The 16,778-nt window shown below is 62.5% G+C and carries 14 protein-coding genes, 1 pseudogene and 1 riboswitch; of the genes and pseudogenes, 7 read left to right on the top strand and 8 right to left on the bottom strand.

The features are described from left to right. Positions 1–37: 37 nt before the first annotated feature. Entirely contained in the window at positions 38–1,216 is a 1,179-nt protein-coding gene (locus ACXAEK_RS07990) for a benzoate/H(+) symporter BenE family transporter (protein WP_475041028.1), read from the top strand. Between the two features lie 134 nt (positions 1,217–1,350). Continuing rightward, positions 1,351–3,195: a dihydroxy-acid dehydratase gene (ilvD, locus tag ACXAEK_RS07985; RefSeq protein ID WP_475041026.1), complete on the top strand. Its 1,845-nt coding sequence runs from the start codon at positions 1,351–1,353 to the stop codon at positions 3,193–3,195. A 457-nt stretch (positions 3,196–3,652) separates the two neighbouring features. Here the strand turns inward: ilvD and ACXAEK_RS07980 are convergent, their stop codons facing one another. Beyond that, positions 3,653–4,000, bottom strand: a complete 348-nt coding sequence (locus ACXAEK_RS07980; protein ID WP_475041024.1) for a DUF6678 family protein — start codon at positions 3,998–4,000, stop codon at positions 3,653–3,655. Positions 4,001–4,002: 2 nt separating this feature from the next. Next, on the bottom strand, positions 4,003–4,821 hold the full coding sequence (locus ACXAEK_RS07975; RefSeq protein WP_475041022.1) for a sulfotransferase family protein: 819 nt from the start codon (positions 4,819–4,821) through the stop codon (positions 4,003–4,005). 142 nt (positions 4,822–4,963) lie between these two features. Between ACXAEK_RS07975 and ACXAEK_RS07970 the strand changes: the two genes are divergently transcribed. Then, positions 4,964–6,541 carry a DUF5928 domain-containing protein gene (locus tag ACXAEK_RS07970; RefSeq protein ID WP_475041021.1) on the top strand — a complete coding sequence of 526 codons (1,578 nt, stop codon included), beginning with the start codon at positions 4,964–4,966 and terminating at the stop codon, positions 6,539–6,541. 59 nt (positions 6,542–6,600) lie between these two features. On the opposite strand, the gene rpiB is transcribed toward ACXAEK_RS07970, so the two are convergent. Further along, entirely contained in the window at positions 6,601–7,050 is a 450-nt protein-coding gene (gene rpiB, locus ACXAEK_RS07965) for a ribose 5-phosphate isomerase B (RefSeq protein ID WP_475041020.1), read from the bottom strand. Positions 7,051–7,169: 119 nt separating this feature from the next. After that, a complete protein-coding gene (locus tag ACXAEK_RS07960) occupies positions 7,170–8,102 on the bottom strand; it encodes a LysR family transcriptional regulator (RefSeq protein ID WP_475041019.1) in 933 nt (310 codons plus the stop codon). A gap of 119 nt (positions 8,103–8,221) precedes the next feature. On the opposite strand from ACXAEK_RS07960, the gene ACXAEK_RS07955 reads away from it, so the two are divergent. Then, positions 8,222–9,880 carry a BCCT family transporter gene (locus ACXAEK_RS07955; protein ID WP_475041017.1) on the top strand — a complete coding sequence of 553 codons (1,659 nt, stop codon included), beginning with the start codon at positions 8,222–8,224 and terminating at the stop codon, positions 9,878–9,880. Between the two features lie 105 nt (positions 9,881–9,985). Next, a pseudogene (locus ACXAEK_RS07950) lies at positions 9,986–11,638 on the top strand (ABC transporter substrate-binding protein). 52 nt (positions 11,639–11,690) lie between these two features. Here ACXAEK_RS07950 and ACXAEK_RS07945 read toward each other — a convergent pair. Together ACXAEK_RS07945 and ACXAEK_RS07940 are read right to left on the bottom strand one after the other, a co-directional pair. Next, positions 11,691–12,776 (bottom strand): FAD-binding oxidoreductase, encoded by a 1,086-nt coding sequence (locus tag ACXAEK_RS07945; protein WP_475041014.1) that lies wholly within the window; start codon positions 12,774–12,776, stop codon positions 11,691–11,693. A 4-nt stretch (positions 12,777–12,780) separates the two neighbouring features. Then, positions 12,781–14,016 (bottom strand): aromatic ring-hydroxylating oxygenase subunit alpha, encoded by a 1,236-nt coding sequence (locus ACXAEK_RS07940; RefSeq protein ID WP_475041013.1) that lies wholly within the window; start codon positions 14,014–14,016, stop codon positions 12,781–12,783. A 108-nt stretch (positions 14,017–14,124) separates the two neighbouring features. Then, positions 14,125–14,323, bottom strand: a riboswitch (cobalamin riboswitch). Between the two features lie 271 nt (positions 14,324–14,594). Between ACXAEK_RS07940 and ACXAEK_RS07935 the strand changes: the two genes are divergently transcribed. Both ACXAEK_RS07935 and ACXAEK_RS07930 read left to right on the top strand, forming a co-directional pair. Continuing rightward, positions 14,595–15,131 (top strand): dihydrofolate reductase family protein, encoded by a 537-nt coding sequence (locus ACXAEK_RS07935; protein WP_475041012.1) that lies wholly within the window; start codon positions 14,595–14,597, stop codon positions 15,129–15,131. A 63-nt stretch (positions 15,132–15,194) separates the two neighbouring features. Next, complete coding sequence (locus ACXAEK_RS07930) at positions 15,195–15,686, top strand: TetR/AcrR family transcriptional regulator (RefSeq protein WP_475041010.1); 492 nt, start codon at positions 15,195–15,197, stop codon at positions 15,684–15,686. Positions 15,687–15,755: 69 nt separating this feature from the next. Here ACXAEK_RS07930 and ACXAEK_RS07925 read toward each other — a convergent pair whose 3' ends face one another. After that, on the bottom strand, positions 15,756–16,400 hold the full coding sequence (locus ACXAEK_RS07925; protein ID WP_475041008.1) for a DUF1523 family protein: 645 nt from the start codon (positions 16,398–16,400) through the stop codon (positions 15,756–15,758). Between the two features lie 10 nt (positions 16,401–16,410). Then, the gene (locus tag ACXAEK_RS07920; RefSeq protein WP_019297329.1) at positions 16,411–16,677 is read right to left on the bottom strand and encodes a hypothetical protein; all 267 of its coding nucleotides are present in this window, start codon (positions 16,675–16,677) and stop codon (positions 16,411–16,413) included. Positions 16,678–16,778: the final 101 nt, after the last annotated feature.

The raw sequence follows: 16,778 nt of genomic DNA, 5'->3' as shown, positions 1-16,778 counted from the left end.
AAACCCCTAGCCGATCCGGCGCCAGAGGAAAACCCGCATGCTCAAGGATCTGAAGCTCTCGCATCTTGTCTCCGGCGCGGTTGCCGTGCTGGTCGGCTACACCGGTTCGGTCGCCATCATCTTTCAGGCGATCGAGTCGGTGGGCGCGACCCAGTCCCAGGCCAACAGCTGGATGCTGGTGCTGGGCCTCGGCATGGGGCTCACCAGCCTGATCCTGTCGCTGATCTACCGGATGCCGGTCCTCACCGCCTGGTCGACGCCGGGCGCGGCGCTGCTGGCGGTCAGCCTCAACGGCGTGCCGCTGGCCGAGGCAGTGGGCGCCTTCCTCTTGTGCGCGGTGCTCTTGACCCTCACCGGCATCACCGGCTGGTTCGCTGCCCTCTCCCGCCTGATCCCGGACAGTCTGGCCAGCGCGATGCTCGCGGGCATCCTGTTCCAGTTCGGGCTTTCCGCCTTCACCTCGTTGCAGACGGACACTGCACTGGTGGCCGTGATGGGCCTGACCTTTCTTGCAGGCCGCAAGCTGTTTCCCCGCTATACCATTCCCGCGGTGCTGGCCGCGGGCGTAGCCTGGTGCGCAGGCACCGGAGCCTTCGGCAGCTTTGAGGCACTCGACCTGACGCTCGCCCGGCCTGAGTTCGTGATGCCTGCCTTCTCGCTGCCGGTGCTGATCGGCATTGGCCTGCCTCTCTACATCGTCACCATGTCCTCGCAAAACATGCCCGGCGTGGTGGCGCTGCGGGCTTGCGGCTATGAGCCGCCGGTCTCCGCCAGCCTGACCGTCACCGGCCTGGCCTCGCTGATCCTCGCCCCCTTCGGCGGATTCGCCTTCAACCTCGCCGCGATCACCGCCGCCATCTGCGCCGGGCCAGAGGCGGACGAGAACCCGGAGACCCGCTATCTGGCAGGCGTGATGACCGGGCTGGTCTACATCCTGGTGGGGCTTGGCGGCGCCACCGTGATCAGCCTGTTCCTGATCGCTCCCAAGGCGCTGGTTGCCACCGTCGCGGGCCTGGCGCTGCTGGCGACCATCGGCAACAGCCTATCAGCAGCGCTGGCAAAACCTCAGGGGCGGGAAGCAGCCTTGATCACCTTCATGACCACGGTCTCCGGCATCAGTTTCTATGGAATCGGCGCGCCATTCTGGGCACTGGTGCTGGGGATTGCGGTAAATCACTGGCTGAAAAGCCCGGAACCCGCTCCGGCCCGTGCCTGAGAGACCCTGCCAGAGACATTTCACCCCGCAAAAACCGGCCTATACTGCGCCAAAATTACCGAACAGCCCCCCGGCAGGTTGCCTTTATTGCGCAAATCGTGTCCCTGAGGGCAAAGACTAAGGGAACCAGCCTGATGCCAAAGTACCGATCCAGAACCTCCACCCATGGCCGCAACATGGCGGGCGCGCGCGGATTGTGGCGCGCCACCGGCATGAAGGACGATGATTTCGGCAAGCCGATCATCGCCATCGTCAACTCCTTCACCCAGTTCGTGCCCGGCCACGTGCATCTCAAGGACCTGGGCCAGATGGTCGCCCGCGAGGTCGAGGCGGCCGGCGGCGTCGCCAAGGAGTTCAACACCATCGCGGTGGATGACGGCATCGCCATGGGCCATGACGGCATGCTCTACTCGCTGCCCTCCCGCGAGGTGATCGCCGACAGCGTCGAATACATGGTCAACGCCCATTGCGCCGACGCCATGGTCTGCATCTCCAACTGCGACAAGATCACTCCGGGGATGCTGATGGCCGCCATGCGCCTCAACATCCCGGCGATCTTCGTCTCCGGCGGCCCGATGGAGGCAGGCAAGATCGACATCGCCGACCTCGACATGAAGAAGATCGACCTGGTAGACGCGATGGTCGCCGCGGCGGATGACAAGTTCACCGACGACCAGGTGAAGCACATCGAGGAAAACGCCTGCCCCACCTGCGGCTCCTGCTCCGGCATGTTCACCGCCAACTCAATGAACTGCCTGGCCGAGGCCCTGGGCCTGGCGCTGCCGGGCAACGGCTCGACGCTGGCGACGCACGCTGACCGCAAGGGTCTGTTCCTGGAGGCCGGGCGCAAGATCGTCGAGATCACCAAACGCCACTATCAGGACGAGGAAAAGGGCCTGCTGCCGCGCGAGATCGCAACTTTCGAGGCCTTTGAAAACGCGATGAGCCTCGATATCGCCATGGGCGGCTCCACCAACACTGTGCTGCACCTGCTGGCCATCGCCAACGAGGGCAAGGTGGACTTCAACATGTCCCACATGGACCAGCTCAGCCGCAAGGTTCCTTGCCTTTGCAAGGTCGCGCCGAACATCCACAACGTCCACATGGAGGACGTGCACCGCGCCGGCGGCATCTTCTCGATCCTGGGCGAACTCAGCCGCGCAGGACTGCTGCACACCGACTGCCACACGGTGCACTCCTCATCCATGGGCGAGGCGATTGCCAAATGGGACATCAAGGTTGCCAACAACCCGGAGGCCGAGGAGCTGTTCAAGGCTGCCCCCGGCGGCGTGCGCACCACGCAAGCCTTTTCCCAGGCAAACCGCTACAAGGAGCTGGACACCGACCGTGAAAACGGCGTGATCCGCGCCAAGGAGCACGCCTTCAGCCAGGACGGCGGCCTCGCCGTGCTGTTCGGCAACATCGCGCTGGACGGCTGCATCGTGAAAACCGCAGGTGTGGATGAACACATCCTCAAGTTCACCGGCTCGGCTTATGTCTGTGAAAGCCAGGACCAAGCGGTGAACGACATCCTGACCGGCAAGGTCAAGGAGGGCGACGTCGTGGTGATCCGCTATGAGGGCCCGCGCGGCGGTCCGGGGATGCAGGAAATGCTCTACCCGACCTCCTACCTGAAGTCGAAGGGCCTGGGCAAAGCCTGCGCGCTGCTGACTGACGGGCGTTTTTCCGGCGGCACCTCCGGCCTGTCGATCGGCCATGTCTCCCCCGAGGCAGCCGAGGGCGGCACCATCGGCCTGGTGCGCCAGGGCGACAAGATCGAGATCGACATCCCCAACCGCTCGATCCATCTGGCGGTCTCCGACGAGGAGCTGGCCGCGCGCCGCGAGGAGCAGGATGCCAAAGGCTGGAAACCCGCCGAGCCGCGCAAGCGCAAGGTTTCCAAGGCGCTGAAGGCCTATGCGCTGCTGGCAACCTCTGCCGCCAAGGGCGCCGTGCGCGCACTGCCCGACGAGGACTGATACCGCTCAGACTTGGTGCATACAGAACCCGCCGCCTCTACGCGGCGGGTTTTCTTTTGGCTCCCGCGCCTGAAGCAGGGTCAAGAGCCGCGCGAACGCGCGGCGGCGCAGCCGCTTGCCCTTGAGGCGGTTTCAGGTGCTTTACCATGGGGAAAGCGCGTTCAGGGCAGTCCTGTCCCTGAACCGCTTCTCAGAAAATTTTCTGCATCCGCCAATCTCTCCCGCCCCCGCTGCGGCCCTCTGGCTCACGCCAGTGCACCGAGCGGCGTTGGGCGTGGCGCCGTGCAGGCGCACGGCGCGCCTCCGGCGGGGGGTATTTAGAACCAGAAAGAAGCGGGACCGCCGCGATTTGAACGCAACCGCGCCGCGCCAGCGGCGCCCGGCCCAAGTCTTATGCTGCTGCATCTATGATGCGGCGGCAAGGCGCGGGAGCCCCTCGCTTCGGCACTCAAGAAATCTAGGCGAAGGATAGTTTCTCTACTGCCTCGCCGCATGTCACAAAGCCAAAAATGCGCACTGCATTACCTTCGGCTTTCCCAGCCAATCCAATCTGCGCAAGCCGTTTTTGAAATTCGGCATCAGCCAGGCAGCTGCCACGCATTTCCACCCATTCCAAATCCGAAAAACTACCGTTGGGAAAATGATAGTGCCATTCGCGATCCCAGCCGCTTACGTATCCGTTGACAATACAACGAGACCGGAAATCAGGCCTGTCACCGAGGTCCAGCGTCAGGACCAAGTCCCTGAGCTCCATCCATTTGGTATGGTTGGAAACCGGATAATAGCCCTCAAACGCCCGCGCCACGGTTACTCCCCCAGCTTGGCGTGCACCTCGTCCAGGTCGATCTCGCCCACCGGCATCTTGTTTCCCGGGTTCTCGAAATCGTATTTGAACAGCTCGAAATCGCGCTTGTAGATCTCGTAGACCAGATGCATCGACAGATCGTCGAAGTATTCCTCGACCGGATGGGCACGTTTGGGGCCGTGGCCCTCGCTTTCGTTGAAGCGCGGAATTGATGCCAGGTCCACCGCATGCGGGGTTTCGATTGCGTCCAGCACCCCCTGCATCCCGTCGTTGAAGGCCTCGGTCCAGAAGATCTGGTTGTAGCGCCCGCCGTTCAGGATGAAGGTCGACACATGCCCCGACATCGCAGACCAATGGATGTCCGGATCCATCGGGCGGCGCCAGCGGATGGTGTCGCGCGCAAACAGCAGGAACCGGCGGAAGCTGGCGATCTGGTCGAATTCCTGCTTGCCGTCCTCGCCGCCGACCTCGATACCGTATTCATAGGCAAGCTTGGGCACCAGGTTGCCGCGGTAGCGCTTGCCGTTGCGCTGAATGCCGCAGATCTTGTCAAAGAACGACGACAGGATGCGGGTATAGGGATTGCGCACGCAGGTGAAGGCATAGGACCGCTGCCCCTGCACATTGCGGGTGATCGGCCCCTGGCTGTGCTCCAGCGCCCATTTGTGCAGACCGTTCTTGGCGTCATGAATGTCGCCGTCGAAGAACTGCCCGTGATCCGAGTAATACAGGATCTGCCCGATCGTCGAGCAGGCGCATTTCGGCACCACCCGGTAGACCACACTTTCACTTTCCGTCATCCAGGTGCCGGGAAACCCCATCCGCTGCCCTCTTCTTTTTGATGCGCCTTTATGCGCAGTAATCGCATATGTTTACCGAAACCGGAACTATCTGGTTTATTCGCGCCCTCAGGCCGCTTATCAAGAGAAACAATCAGGCAAAACCAAGCAGTCCGTCCCCGCCATGGCAAAAATCGCATATATTCTGCTCTGCCATAAAGACCCCGAGGCGATCATCCAGCAGGCTGAGCGGCTGACCGCGGCCGGGGATTACATGTCGATTCACTTTGACGGGCGGGCCGCACCCGAAGACTACCAGCTGATCCGTTCAGAACTGGCGGACAATCCCAATGTCGCATTTGCCAAGAAGCGGATCAAATGCGGCTGGGGCGAGTGGTCGCTGGTCGAAGCCACGCTGCACGCGCTGCGCAGCGCCGTTGAGGAGTTTCCGCGCGCCACCCATTTCTACATGCTGTCGGGCGATTGCATGGCGGTGAAAACGGCAGAATACGCGCATAGGTTCCTGGACGAAAACGACAAGGACTTCATCGAGAGCTTCGATTTCTTCGAAAGCGACTGGATCAAGACCGGCATGAAGGAAGACCGGCTGATCTACCGGCATTTCTTCAACGAGCGCAAGCACAAGCAGCTGTTCTACTGGAGCCACGGGCTGCAAAAGCGGCTGGGCCTGCAGCGGGAGATCCCCGCCGATATCCAGGTGCAGATCGGCAGCCAGTGGTGGTGCCTGCGCCGCCGCACTGTCGAATGGATCCTCGATTTCATCCGCAAGCGCCGCGATGTGATGCGCTTTTTCCGCACCACCTGGATCCCGGATGAGACCTTCTTTCAAACCCTGGTGCGCCACCTGATCCCCGAAGCGGAGATCGAAACGCGTACCCTGACCTTTCTGATGTTCACCGACTACGGGATGCCGGTGAATTTCTACAACGACCACTATGACCTGCTGCTCAGCCAGGATTTCCTGTTTGCGCGCAAGATCAGCCCCGAGGCCAAGGAGCTGAAGTCGCGGCTCGGGCGTCTCTATGCGGCGCAGGGGGTGGATTTCCAGATCTCCAACGAGGGGCGCAGCCTGTACAAGTTCCTTGTCCAGCGCGGCCGTATCGGGCGCCGCTTCGCGCCGCGGTTCTGGGAAACCGAAAGCACCCTGGGGCGCGAGCGCGAGCTTCTGATCGTGATCTGCAAGAAATGGCATGTGGCCAAACGGCTGTTGGAGCAGATCCGCCAGGTCACCAACATCCCGGCGATCGAATACCTGTTCAACGAAGAAGACACGCCGCTGCCCGACCTGGGCGGCATTCAGGCCGCGCTGATGAAGCGCACCCGCCACCGGCGGGCCCTGATGCGGATGCTGTTTGAATATTATGAATCCGACCAGCTGATCATCTGCCTGGACCCGGCGGCCATCGACCTGATGAACGATTTCCACTCCGACCGCTCATCGACCCGGTTCCTGCATATCGAATGCGATTTCAGCGATGATTACCTGATCGGCCATGCGCATCGTGTCGGCCTGGCGGGCGAGCGCACGCCGCAGCTGACGCTGGAACGGCTGCTGCCGACAATCCGCAATGACATAGTGCATGAAAGCGACCGCATCCGGGATGCCGGTTTCAGCCAGCTCTACCACATGCGCGAAAGCAGCAGCCCGGAAGACAACGCGGGCCAACTGAGCAGTTTTCTAAGCCTCGCAGAAGACAAGGCCCGGCAGATTGCCAACACGGACTATCTGTTTGCCGACTGACCCCGCGGGGGGGGGGGCATCGCGGGGGCATAGGCCCCCGCCGCTGCAAGCCTGTGAATTTAGTCTTCCAGCGCCTTGATCATGTCCACCCGCGTTGCGTGGCGGCCGCCTTCGAATTCTGCATTCAGGAAGGCATCCACGATATCCAGCGCCAGGCCCTCGCCCACCACACGGGCGCCGATGGACAGCATGTTGGCGTCATTGTGGGCCCGGATCATGCCGGCCGAAAACGTATCGGAGCACACACCGCAGCGGATGCCCTTGACCTTGTTCGCCGCCATCATGATGCCCTGGCCGGTGCCGCAGAGAACGATACCCAGACGGCAATCGCCAGACGCAACAAGCTGCGCCGCGGCAGCGCCGTGGTCCGGGTAATGGGTGCTTTCCGGTGTTTGCGGCCCGATGTCGGCCACCTCCCAGCCCTGCGCCGCGATATGGGCGGCAACGGCTTTGCGCAGTTCGATGGCGGCGTGGTCGCTGGAAAGGGCAATCCGGTTGCTGGATGTCATGGTTCGGTCGTCCTGTATAACAAAGGAATGGTGCAGCTTGGCGGCCTTGGATCAAGTCCCGGCCCCGGCGTCAATCCCTTTGTCCTGATTGGCGCAGCGGCAAGCCGCCGCCCGCTGATCTACAGCAAGGCTGAACTTGCTAGATGTTCTGCAATCCACTCGAACACCAAACTCGGTCCTTGCAGCCGACTGGAATAGTCGCGAGACATCACATAGCCCGCATCGCTGACCACCACATCCGGCACTGCCTGAACCAGAGATCCATTCTGCAGCAGCCGGTCGATCAGCCCAAGCCAGCCCAAAGAAATGCCGTCCCCGGATACCGCCGACTGCACAACCATATCATAGTTGTTGAAGCTAATGTAATTCTTCGAACGCTCCCCGGCGATGCCCAGCCGGTCGAACCAGCCCTGCCATGTCTGCCATTCTGCCGAGGCAGGTTTTGACAGGCTGAGCAGCTGGAAATCCAGCAGGCTTGCGGCGGAAGTTACCGGGCCATGTTTCTGCAGAAAGGCCGGGCTGCAGACGGCCCCGACCCGTTCCTGCAGCAGCATGACGTCTCCGTCGCCCATGCTGCTGCGCGGACCGACATGAATTTTGATGTCGCAGTCTTCGCCATAGTCGTCCGGCGGCACCTGGCTTGCGAGGATCTGGATCTCGATCTCATCTCCCAGCTCCGCCCGCAGATGCGACAGCCGCGGCAAAAGCCAAAAGCTGGCAAAGGCGAAATCTGCCGATATCCGCACCCTGGGCCGGGACTTGCGCTCCAGCAGCGACGCCAGGGAATTGCCCATTTGCGTCATCGCCGGGCGCACCACATTAAGCAGCCGCACCCCCTCGTTGGTCAGCGACACCCCGCGGTGCTCGCGCCGGAACAGGGCAACGCCCAATTCTGTCTCAAGCCCTTTGATTTTCTGGGAAACCGCCGACTGCGTCAGCCCCAGCGCCTCAGCCGCGCCGGTGAAGTTGCCATGCCGGGCCACAAGGTCAAACGTGTGCAGCGCAACCAGGTGGTAGCTGAGCTTCCTATTAACAGAGCTAATGTCATTCATAAATTATTGCCTACTGCAAAAGGCAAAAATTTTATAACAAAAAATGCCCTGCGTAAGTTCTGCTAAGACCGCAGCCCCGGCGGTTCAACCCGGCAGAGCAGGGAAAACAGGGATACTCTATGTCAATCAAACCACCTTTAACGGATCTGCCGATCGGCACATCCGACAGCGGATTTTACCGGGGCTTCAGCCAGATCGTCACCATTTCCTCCAAGCTGATGATCGGCGGGCTGGTGATCTGGGCCATTGCCTTCCCCGAGCAGTCCGGTGCCATCCTCAACTCGATCAACGGCTTCATCCTCGCCTCCTTCGGCGCCTGGTACATCTGGACCGTGGCGCTGTTTGTGCTGTGCTGCATCGCGCTGGCGATGTGGCCCACCGCAGGCCGTCTGAAACTGGGCCAGGACGGCGACGCGCCGGAATTCTCCAACTTCTCCTGGTTCTCGATGATGTTCGGCGCGGGCATCGGGGTCGGCATGCTGACCTGGGCGGTGGCTGAGCCGATCTATCACTGGAACAACAATCCCGAAGTGATCCAGGGCCTGACCAACGGCGGCACCGCGGACAACATCCGCATGGCCTACAAATGGTCCTTCCTGCACTGGGGCCTGGGCGCCTGGGCCTGCTATGCGATTGCCGGGCTGGCGCTGGGGTTCTTCAGCTACCGCCGCGGGCTGCCGCTGACCATGCGCTCCTCGCTGACACCGCTGTTCGGCGCCCGCCTGTCTGGCTCCATCGGCCATGTGGTGGATATCGTCGCCGTGGTTGCCACCATCCTGGGCGTCGCCCAGACACTGGGTTTCGGGGTTGAGCAATTTGTCTCCGGCCTCACCCGGATCGGCATCACCGGCCTGACCAACGAGGCAGGCACCGCCAACACCTCCGGCGTTATTGTCGCCATCCTGGTGATCATGCTCGCTTCCACCGCCTCGGCGCTTTCGGGCGTTGGCAAGGGCATCAAGTGGCTCTCCAACATCAACATGGTGCTCAGCATCGCGCTTTTGGGCTTCTTCCTGCTGTTCGGCTCCACCTTCTTTGGCATGCAGGCGCTGATTGTCGGCCTCTGGGACTACCTGATCGCCATGCCCGACATGATGTTCCGCGTCTGGACCGGTGATGGCAACCCCGACAGCGTCGCCTCCAAGCTCGAAGGCTGGCAGGGCGGCTGGTCGGTGTTCTACTGGGCCTGGTGGATCGCCTTTGCGCCCTTCGTCGGCCTGTTCCTCGCCCGCATCTCCAAGGGCCGCACCATCCGCGAATTCGTGCTGGGCGCGATGATCGTGCCGTCGCTGATGTGCTTTGTCTGGTTCACCTGGGCCGGCGGCACTGCCATCGACCTGGAGCTGAACGGAGGCGCAAGCGGCCAAATCGCCACTGCACCCGATGGCGACAAGATCTTTGCCATGGTACAATACATGCTCTCGCCCTGGCTGGGCTGGGCGATGTCGGTGATGATCGTGGTCCTCTTGATGACCTATCTGGTGACCACCGCAGACAGCGCCGTGCTGATCGTCAACACTATCAATGCCGCCGGTGACGAAGGCCCCAAGGCCCGCCCGCATATCATCTTCTGGGGTGTCGCCCTGGGCTCGGTGGTGACGGCGCTCTTGCTGGTCGGCGGTCTCAAGGCGATCCAGACCGCGATGGTCATCGGCGCCCTGCCGTTCTCGCTGGTGATGGTGCTGCAATGCGCTGCCCTGGTGAAAGCGATCTACAACGACGGCCGCCGCGAACAGGCAGGCGTCGCCACCACCGTGACACAGGAGCCCGCTGAATAAGGCATCTCCCCGGGAGCGGCGGCCAGCGGGCAGGGCTGCCGTTCCATCCTCCATACTGCTGCCCGCACCCTTTCCGGCGCTGAGCACAGCAACAAAGGAAGCAAAATGACCCAATACTACAACAGGGAAACCCTCCACCCGGCCATCCGCATGCATGCGGAGGAAGCCGCGCAAGGCAAATTGGACCGGCGCGAATTCCTGAGCCGCGCAACCGCGCTTGGCGTGACTGCCTCTGCAGCCTACGGCATGATCGGCCTCAGCCAGCCGGTGCAGGCCGCGGCCAACCCGCAAGCCGGCGGCACCATTCGCATTCAGCAGGTGGTGCGCGCATTGCTCGACCCGCCGCTGTTTAACTGGCCGCAGCTTGGCAACCTGGTGCGCGGCTACCTGGAGTACCTGGTGCAATACAACGCCGACGGCACCTTTGAACCACGCCTGCTGGAAAGCTGGGAGGTCAACGAGGACGCCACCGAATACCTGCTGCACATCCGCCCCGGTGTGAACTGGAACGACGGCCGCGGCACCCTGACCGCCAAGGACGTCGCCTATAACTTTGCCCGCTGGTGCGACGGCAAATGGGAAGGCAACTCAATGGCGGCCCGCATGGGCTCGCTGCAGAACGAGGCCGGCGACGGCCCGGCCGAGGGCGCGCTGGAAGTGGTCGATGACCTGACCCTGAAACTAAAGCTCACCCGCCCCGACATCACCATCATCCCGGCAGTCACCGAATACCCCGCAGCCATCGTGCCGGACGGCTGGTCCGGCGATCCGGGCGCCGATCCGGTCGGCACCGGCCCCTACAAGCTGGTGGAATACGAGGTCGGCGTGAAGGTCGCGCTGGAGAAGAACACCGATCACGAATGGTGGGGCGAAGGCGCCTATCTCGACCGGATCGAGTTCATCGACTTCGGCACCGATGCCTCCACCCACCTGTCGGCAGCCGAGGCCGAGGAAATCGACATGACCTACGAGACCGTGGGCGAATATGTCGACATCTTCACCTCCATCGGCTGGAACGTCAGCAAATCCGTCTCCGCCAATACCCTGGTGCTGCGCACCAACCGCGACGCCATCGTGGACGGGGCAACCCCTTACGCTGATGCCCGCGTCCGCCGTGCCCTGGCGCTGGCCTGCGACAACGCTGTGCTGCTGGAGCTGGGCTATGACGGCCGCGGCACCCTGGCCGAGAACCATCACGTCTGCCCGATCCACCCGGAATACGCCGACATCGGCGCGCCGGTGCGCGACGCCGAAGCCGCCCGCAAACTGATGGAAGAGGCCGGCATGCTTGATTTCGAGCATGAGCTGATCTCAATCGACGACGACTGGCGCCGCAACACCACCGACGCGCTGGCGGCACAGATGCGCGATGCGGGCCTCAATGTGAAACGCACCGTGCTGCCCGGCAACACCTTCTGGAACGACTGGGACAAATACCCGTTCAGCTCCACCGACTAGGGCCACCGCCCGCTGGGTGTGCAGGTGCTGACACTGGCCTACAAGACTGGAGTTGCCTGGAATGAAACCGGCCTCGCCAGCGCCGAGTTCGACAGCATGCTGGAGGCCGCCTCGGCCATTGCCGATGCAGACACGCGCCGCGGCCATATGGAGAAGATCGAGCAGTTCATGCGCGACGACGGCACCGTGATCCAGCCCTATTGGCGCTCGCTCTACCGCCACGCCCGCCCGGGCATCATCGGCGCCGAAAGCCACCCGATCAACGAGATCCACGTGCACAAGCTGGCACTGGAAGCCTGATCAATCTGCAAATGAATGGGCGCGCGCCGGATCCGGCGCGCGCCCTGTTTCTTTAGATGTCCACTTCAACCCGGCCAATCGGGTTGGAGCAGCAGGCCAGGATATACCCCGCCTCCACATCTTCCTCCGAGATGCCGCCATTGTGGACCATATGCACCTCGCCCGCGGTCTTCTTGACCTTGCAGGTGCCGCAGATGCCAAAGGTGCAACCCGACGGGATGTTGAGGCCCGAGGCCTTGGCCACCGCCAGCACCGTGTCGGTCTCGGTGCAGGTCGCCATCACGCCCGACGCCGCAAAGCTGATCTCGGCAGTTGCGCTTTCTTCCGGAACCACATCGTCCAGCTCCGGCGCATCCGCCTCAGTCTCGACCGGCGCGCCAAAGCTTTCCTGGTTGTAGTTCTCCATGTCAAACCCGAGACCGATCAGCATGTCGCGTACCGCCTGCATGAACGGCTCCGGGCCGCAGCAGTAGACCTCACGCTCCAGATAGTCGCCGGCAATCAGGCCTAGCATGATCTGGTTGAGCTGCCCGCGGTAGCCGGTCCAGACCTGATAGGGGTCATCTTCCTCAACCACGAAGTTCAGCTTCAGCCCCGGCACCCGCGACGCCATGCTTTCCAGCTGCTGGCGCGCGATGATCTCGCTCGGGCGCTTGGCGCAGTTGATGAAGCAGACGTCAGGCGACTGGCCGCGGTCGAACAGATACTGCGTCATCGACAGGCTGGGCGTGATGCCGGAACCAGCGGAGATGAACAGGAACTTGCCGTTCGGCCGCTTGGGCAGGGTGAACACGCCTGCCGGGCCAGAGGCCCGCAGGAACATGCCCGGCTTCAGGTGGTCCAGCATCCAGCGGGTGCCGATGCTGTCGGCCTGCGCCTTGACCGTCACCGAAATCGACAGCGGCCGCGACGGCGAGGAGCTGATCGTGTAGGTCCGCCAGACAGTCTCCCCCGGCACCGGCAGCTCCAGCGTCAGGAACTGGCCCGGCTGGTACTTGAACCACGCGCCAGACGGCGCGCGGAAGCTGAAGGTGGCGGTGTTCGGCGCTTCCGGCACAACAGAGACGCATTCCAGCATCTCGTCGTCCTTCCACGCCAGGGTTTCGTCCAGCGTCTCGAAATTGGCCTGCAGTCCCATGCGCTTACTCCGCCGCGATCAGGTGGCGGCCAGTCAGGGCGCGCATCAGATGATCGGCATACCAGTTGGAGAACTGGATGACGCCGCTTTCCTGCACTTCCGAGTACGGACCGGGCTCATACGCGGGCGAATTGATGCCGCGCTGATTGTCCTCGACCACGATGCGGTCTTCGTCGTTGGTGGCAATCCAGACCTCAGTGAGGCGCTTCAGGTCGTAATCCTGCCCCTCGACCGCGTCCTTATGCACCAGCCATTTGGTGGTGACTTCGGTCTCAGTCGGGCTGATCGGGGTCACACGGAACACGATGGAATGATCCGGCAGGAAGTGGTTCCAGGTGGTCGGGTAGTGGAACTTCAGCAAGGTGCCCGCGTCCGCGAACGGCACCCGGCCCAGCTTCCTGGCCACAGCCGCCTTGCCGTCCAGGGTATAGCTCTCGGCGCCCTCGTTCAGCGGCATCCGCGCCAGCCGGTGCTGGCCGCGCGCGTCGATGGTAAAGGCCGACGGAACCCCCGCCGCCTCGATCCGGTCGAAATGCTTTTGCAGGTGCGCCGGTGTCTCGCCGCCTTCGATGCCGGTCACCGACGGGTCTTCCGGGAAGGTCCGGCACAGCGAGGGGTGGTTGCCGCCGCAGTGATAGCACTCGCGGTTGTTCTCCCAGACCAGCTTCCAGTTGCCGTTCTCGATGATCGAGCTTTCATAGGCGACCTTGGCGTTACCCAGGTCATGCGGTTCCAGATACGGACGCGCCACAGCGGCAAAAGCGTCAAAATCCGGCGCCTCATCCGCCAGGCAGATATAGATCAGCCCAGCCAGATCGCGGCAATGCACCGGCTTCAGCCCGTGTTTGGAGGCATCGAAATCCGGCCCCATGTCGCGCGCCCACAGCAGCGAGCCATCCAGCTCATAGGTCCACTGGTGATAGGGGCAGACCAGTTTCGGCGCATTGCCTTTCTTGGCTTTGCACACAACCGAACCGCGGTGGCGGCAGGCGTTGTGGAAGGCACGCACTTCGCCATCGGTGCCGCGCACGATGATGACATTGTAGGACCCCACCTGATGGGTCACGTAATTGCCCGCCTTCGGGATCTCGCAGGCCGGAATGGCAAACAGCCACTCGCGGTAGAAAATCTGGCGCATGTCCAGATCCAGAACCCCCGGATCGGTATAGAACGCCTGTTCCAGGGAATAGTTTTTCTGCCGGCCCATCAGCTTGGCCAGAATCTCGCTGTCCTGAAGCATCTGCTTCTCTCCTTTGCCGCATCCCCGCGGCGTCTTGGCTGGGTGCAGGCATGGGAAGAGAGATTGCAGGCCACGCGCCCGCAACCGCCCGACCGCCGCCCGCGGTTGACGTGTTTTCATGGCAAGGCTGGTTTCCGGACTGTCCCGGGGCCGCGTGGCGGCGGAGCCTGGCACCTTCCCGAAGCATGCGCCTCAGTGGTCTTTGCCAGGCCTGACCCGGGGTCACCGTTGCGGGGGCAGTGCCGGAGTTTCACCAGCTTCCCAATTCTCCGCCCCGAAAGGCGGCACCTTGCTGAGATGGAAAATGCCCGATCACGGGCCGGTCGGCGAAAACAAATCCGACCCGCCGAAACCGGAAAAAGACATGCATGTTTGCCGCTCCAAACCGCACAGGGATGTCCAGAATCTCAAACCGGCACTCGCCAGCCTGTTTGCGGCAAGCGCTTATCTTTCATGCGTTTACCCGTTGCCTGCTGCCGCGAATCGATTCGCGGACACCCGAAAATGCGCCGGTCACTTGGAACTGGAACCACGATTAACTATATGCCGTATAATTAATTGCAACTCAGGAGAACCAGATGACCACCGGCCACGTTTTCATCGCCACCAGCCTCGACGGCTTTGTGGCCCGCCAGGACCACTCGCTGGATTGGCTTTACAAACAGCCTGTTGCCGAAGATGACGATGGCGGTTTTGCGGCCTTCATGGACAGCGTCGATGGGCTGGTCATGGGAACAGGATCATTCCGCACCCTGCTGGGGTTTGATGCATGGCCCTACGCCAAACCGGTTGTGGTCCTCAGCAGCAGCCTGAGCGAACAGGACATTCCCGAGGAGCTGAAGGACAAGGTGCGCCTCAGCACCGCTACACCCGCAGACCTTATGCAGGAACTGCAGGAAGAGGGCTGGAAACGCGCCTATATCGACGGCGGCCGGATGGTGCAGTCCTTCCTGCGGCAAGGGCTGATCGCAGATCTGACCATCACAACGGTTCCGATCCTGATTGGCAGCGGCATCCCGCTGTTTGGCAATCTGGAGCGGGACATCGACCTCCAGGTGGCAAGCTCCCGCACCCTGCCCACCGGCATGGTCCAGACCACCTTCCAGGTGGCCTGATCCATGCCCCCGCGCATGGGGCGCCCTCCCCGGGGCAGCCGGGCTCTCAGCAAGGATGATGTATTGAAAAAGGCCCAGCAGCTGCTCGATGAGGGCGGCAGCAAGGCCCTCACCTTCAAGGCACTGGCAGAGGCGCTTGGCGTCACTCCGATGGCCGTTGCCCACCACGCCGGCACCAGGGACGAGATGATTGCATCTCTCGTCGCCATTGCGTTCGAAGGTGCTGACGCACCATCAGAGGAGGCAACCCCCAAGCTGCGGCTGCGCGGCCTGATGACCCGCTATTGCGCCCAGGTCACCCGGCACCCGGAGCTGGCGAAATGCATCCTGGAAAACCCATCCCTGATCGGCGCCTCCCTGACAAGGCTGACGCAGCACATCGAGGCGGAAATTGCAGCCGCAGGCGTGACCGGCGCAGAGGCCCGCACCCTACTCTGCCTGCTGGTGGATTACACACACGGCTTTGCCTTTGCCGCCGCTGCGGCACCACGCGGGGCGCTTTCGGATGACGACTTCACCCCGGCACTGGACTGGGTGCTCGACCGGATCGAATAAAAAACGCGGGCCATTCAGGCCCGCGCATCCGCTTGTGTCTTCCGGAACCGCCCATCCAGCGACCCCCTCTCACTTTGATTTCCAGGTACCCAGCCAGCGCCGGAACCGCCCCTTGCGCTCGGCAATCGCATCGCCGGCCGCATACAGGCTGTCTTCGGCGCTTTCGATCATCGGGTCGATCCGCGCCTGCCGGAACCGGCGCCAGCGCACATAAATCGCCCACAGGAGCGCCGCCAGCAGCACCAGGAAGATGATCGAGAACCAATTGGTCGGCTTGTCCTCCGGCCCCGCCACCGGCTTGATCGTCACCGCATTGGGGAAGATCGACAGGAACTCGTTGCGCCAGCCGTAATGCATCACCGCCACCCACTCCGGGTTCGCCTTGGTCGAGATGCTGTCATTGGCGTCCGTATAAAGGTTCGCGGTGTCGAACTTGAAATAGGGCGGCCAGTTCCAGCCGGTGTCCTCGTTACGGTAGACCATGTTGCGGCCGTTGGCGCGCACCGCCTGGATGAACTGCACATCCCGGTTGATCAGCTGCGCCGACTGGTCGTCCGGCTTGGACCAAAACACCCTGGTCCAGTCGTTCAGCTCCTGCCGCTCCTCATAGGTATTGACGATCCGCACCACGTCATACTGCGGCAGCGTATAATGCAGGTAGGCGCCGAACAGCACCCAGAAGGTAATCAGGAAAGCCCATTTGATGAAACGCATGGGGTGGACCTCACATGAAGTTAATGACGTAGATCAGGAGCGCCAGCGCCCCCAGCGGGATGATATAGACCAACAGGATCAGCTTGCGCCGGAACGAGTTGTCGTACTGCTTCAGCCCTCGCTGGATGAAGGCCGCGCGGTCGCCGGTCAACCCCTTCTCTTTCCAGCGCCGCTTCAGCTTCAGCCGCCGCATCTCGCGCGAGTAGAGCGACACCGCGGCATAGACCACGGTCAGCACCACCAGAAGGATCAGGATCAGGCGGATAAATCCGAACATCTCAGCACGCCTCCTGAGCTTGTGCACGTAACATAGGTTCGCGCCCGCCCATGGGGGCGGGTCGGGCGCGAACCGGATCGCAAGCGGTCCGGGAAGAATTA

It is taken from the genome of Leisingera sp. ABM4_101 (assembly GCF_056158725.1).
This window is presented reverse-complemented; position numbering and strand designations above follow the sequence as displayed.

Coding starts and splice junctions, on each gene's coding strand:
- ACXAEK_RS07990 (WP_475041028.1), top strand. CDS start 38: ATGCTCAAGGATCTGAAGCTCTCGCATCTTGTCTCCGGCGCGGTTGCC.
- ilvD (WP_475041026.1), top strand. CDS start 1,351: ATGCCAAAGTACCGATCCAGAACCTCCACCCATGGCCGCAACATGGCG.
- ACXAEK_RS07975 (WP_475041022.1), bottom strand. CDS start 4,821: ATGGGGTTTCCCGGCACCTGGATGACGGAAAGTGAAAGTGTGGTCTAC.
- ACXAEK_RS07970 (WP_475041021.1), top strand. CDS start 4,964: ATGGCAAAAATCGCATATATTCTGCTCTGCCATAAAGACCCCGAGGCG.
- rpiB (WP_475041020.1), bottom strand. CDS start 7,050: ATGACATCCAGCAACCGGATTGCCCTTTCCAGCGACCACGCCGCCATC.
- ACXAEK_RS07960 (WP_475041019.1), bottom strand. CDS start 8,102: ATGAATGACATTAGCTCTGTTAATAGGAAGCTCAGCTACCACCTGGTT.
- ACXAEK_RS07955 (WP_475041017.1), top strand. CDS start 8,222: ATGTCAATCAAACCACCTTTAACGGATCTGCCGATCGGCACATCCGAC.
- ACXAEK_RS07945 (WP_475041014.1), bottom strand. CDS start 12,776: ATGGGACTGCAGGCCAATTTCGAGACGCTGGACGAAACCCTGGCGTGG.
- ACXAEK_RS07940 (WP_475041013.1), bottom strand. CDS start 14,016: ATGCTTCAGGACAGCGAGATTCTGGCCAAGCTGATGGGCCGGCAGAAA.
- ACXAEK_RS07935 (WP_475041012.1), top strand. CDS start 14,595: ATGACCACCGGCCACGTTTTCATCGCCACCAGCCTCGACGGCTTTGTG.
- ACXAEK_RS07925 (WP_475041008.1), bottom strand. CDS start 16,400: ATGCGTTTCATCAAATGGGCTTTCCTGATTACCTTCTGGGTGCTGTTC.
- ACXAEK_RS07920 (WP_019297329.1), bottom strand. CDS start 16,677: ATGTTCGGATTTATCCGCCTGATCCTGATCCTTCTGGTGGTGCTGACC.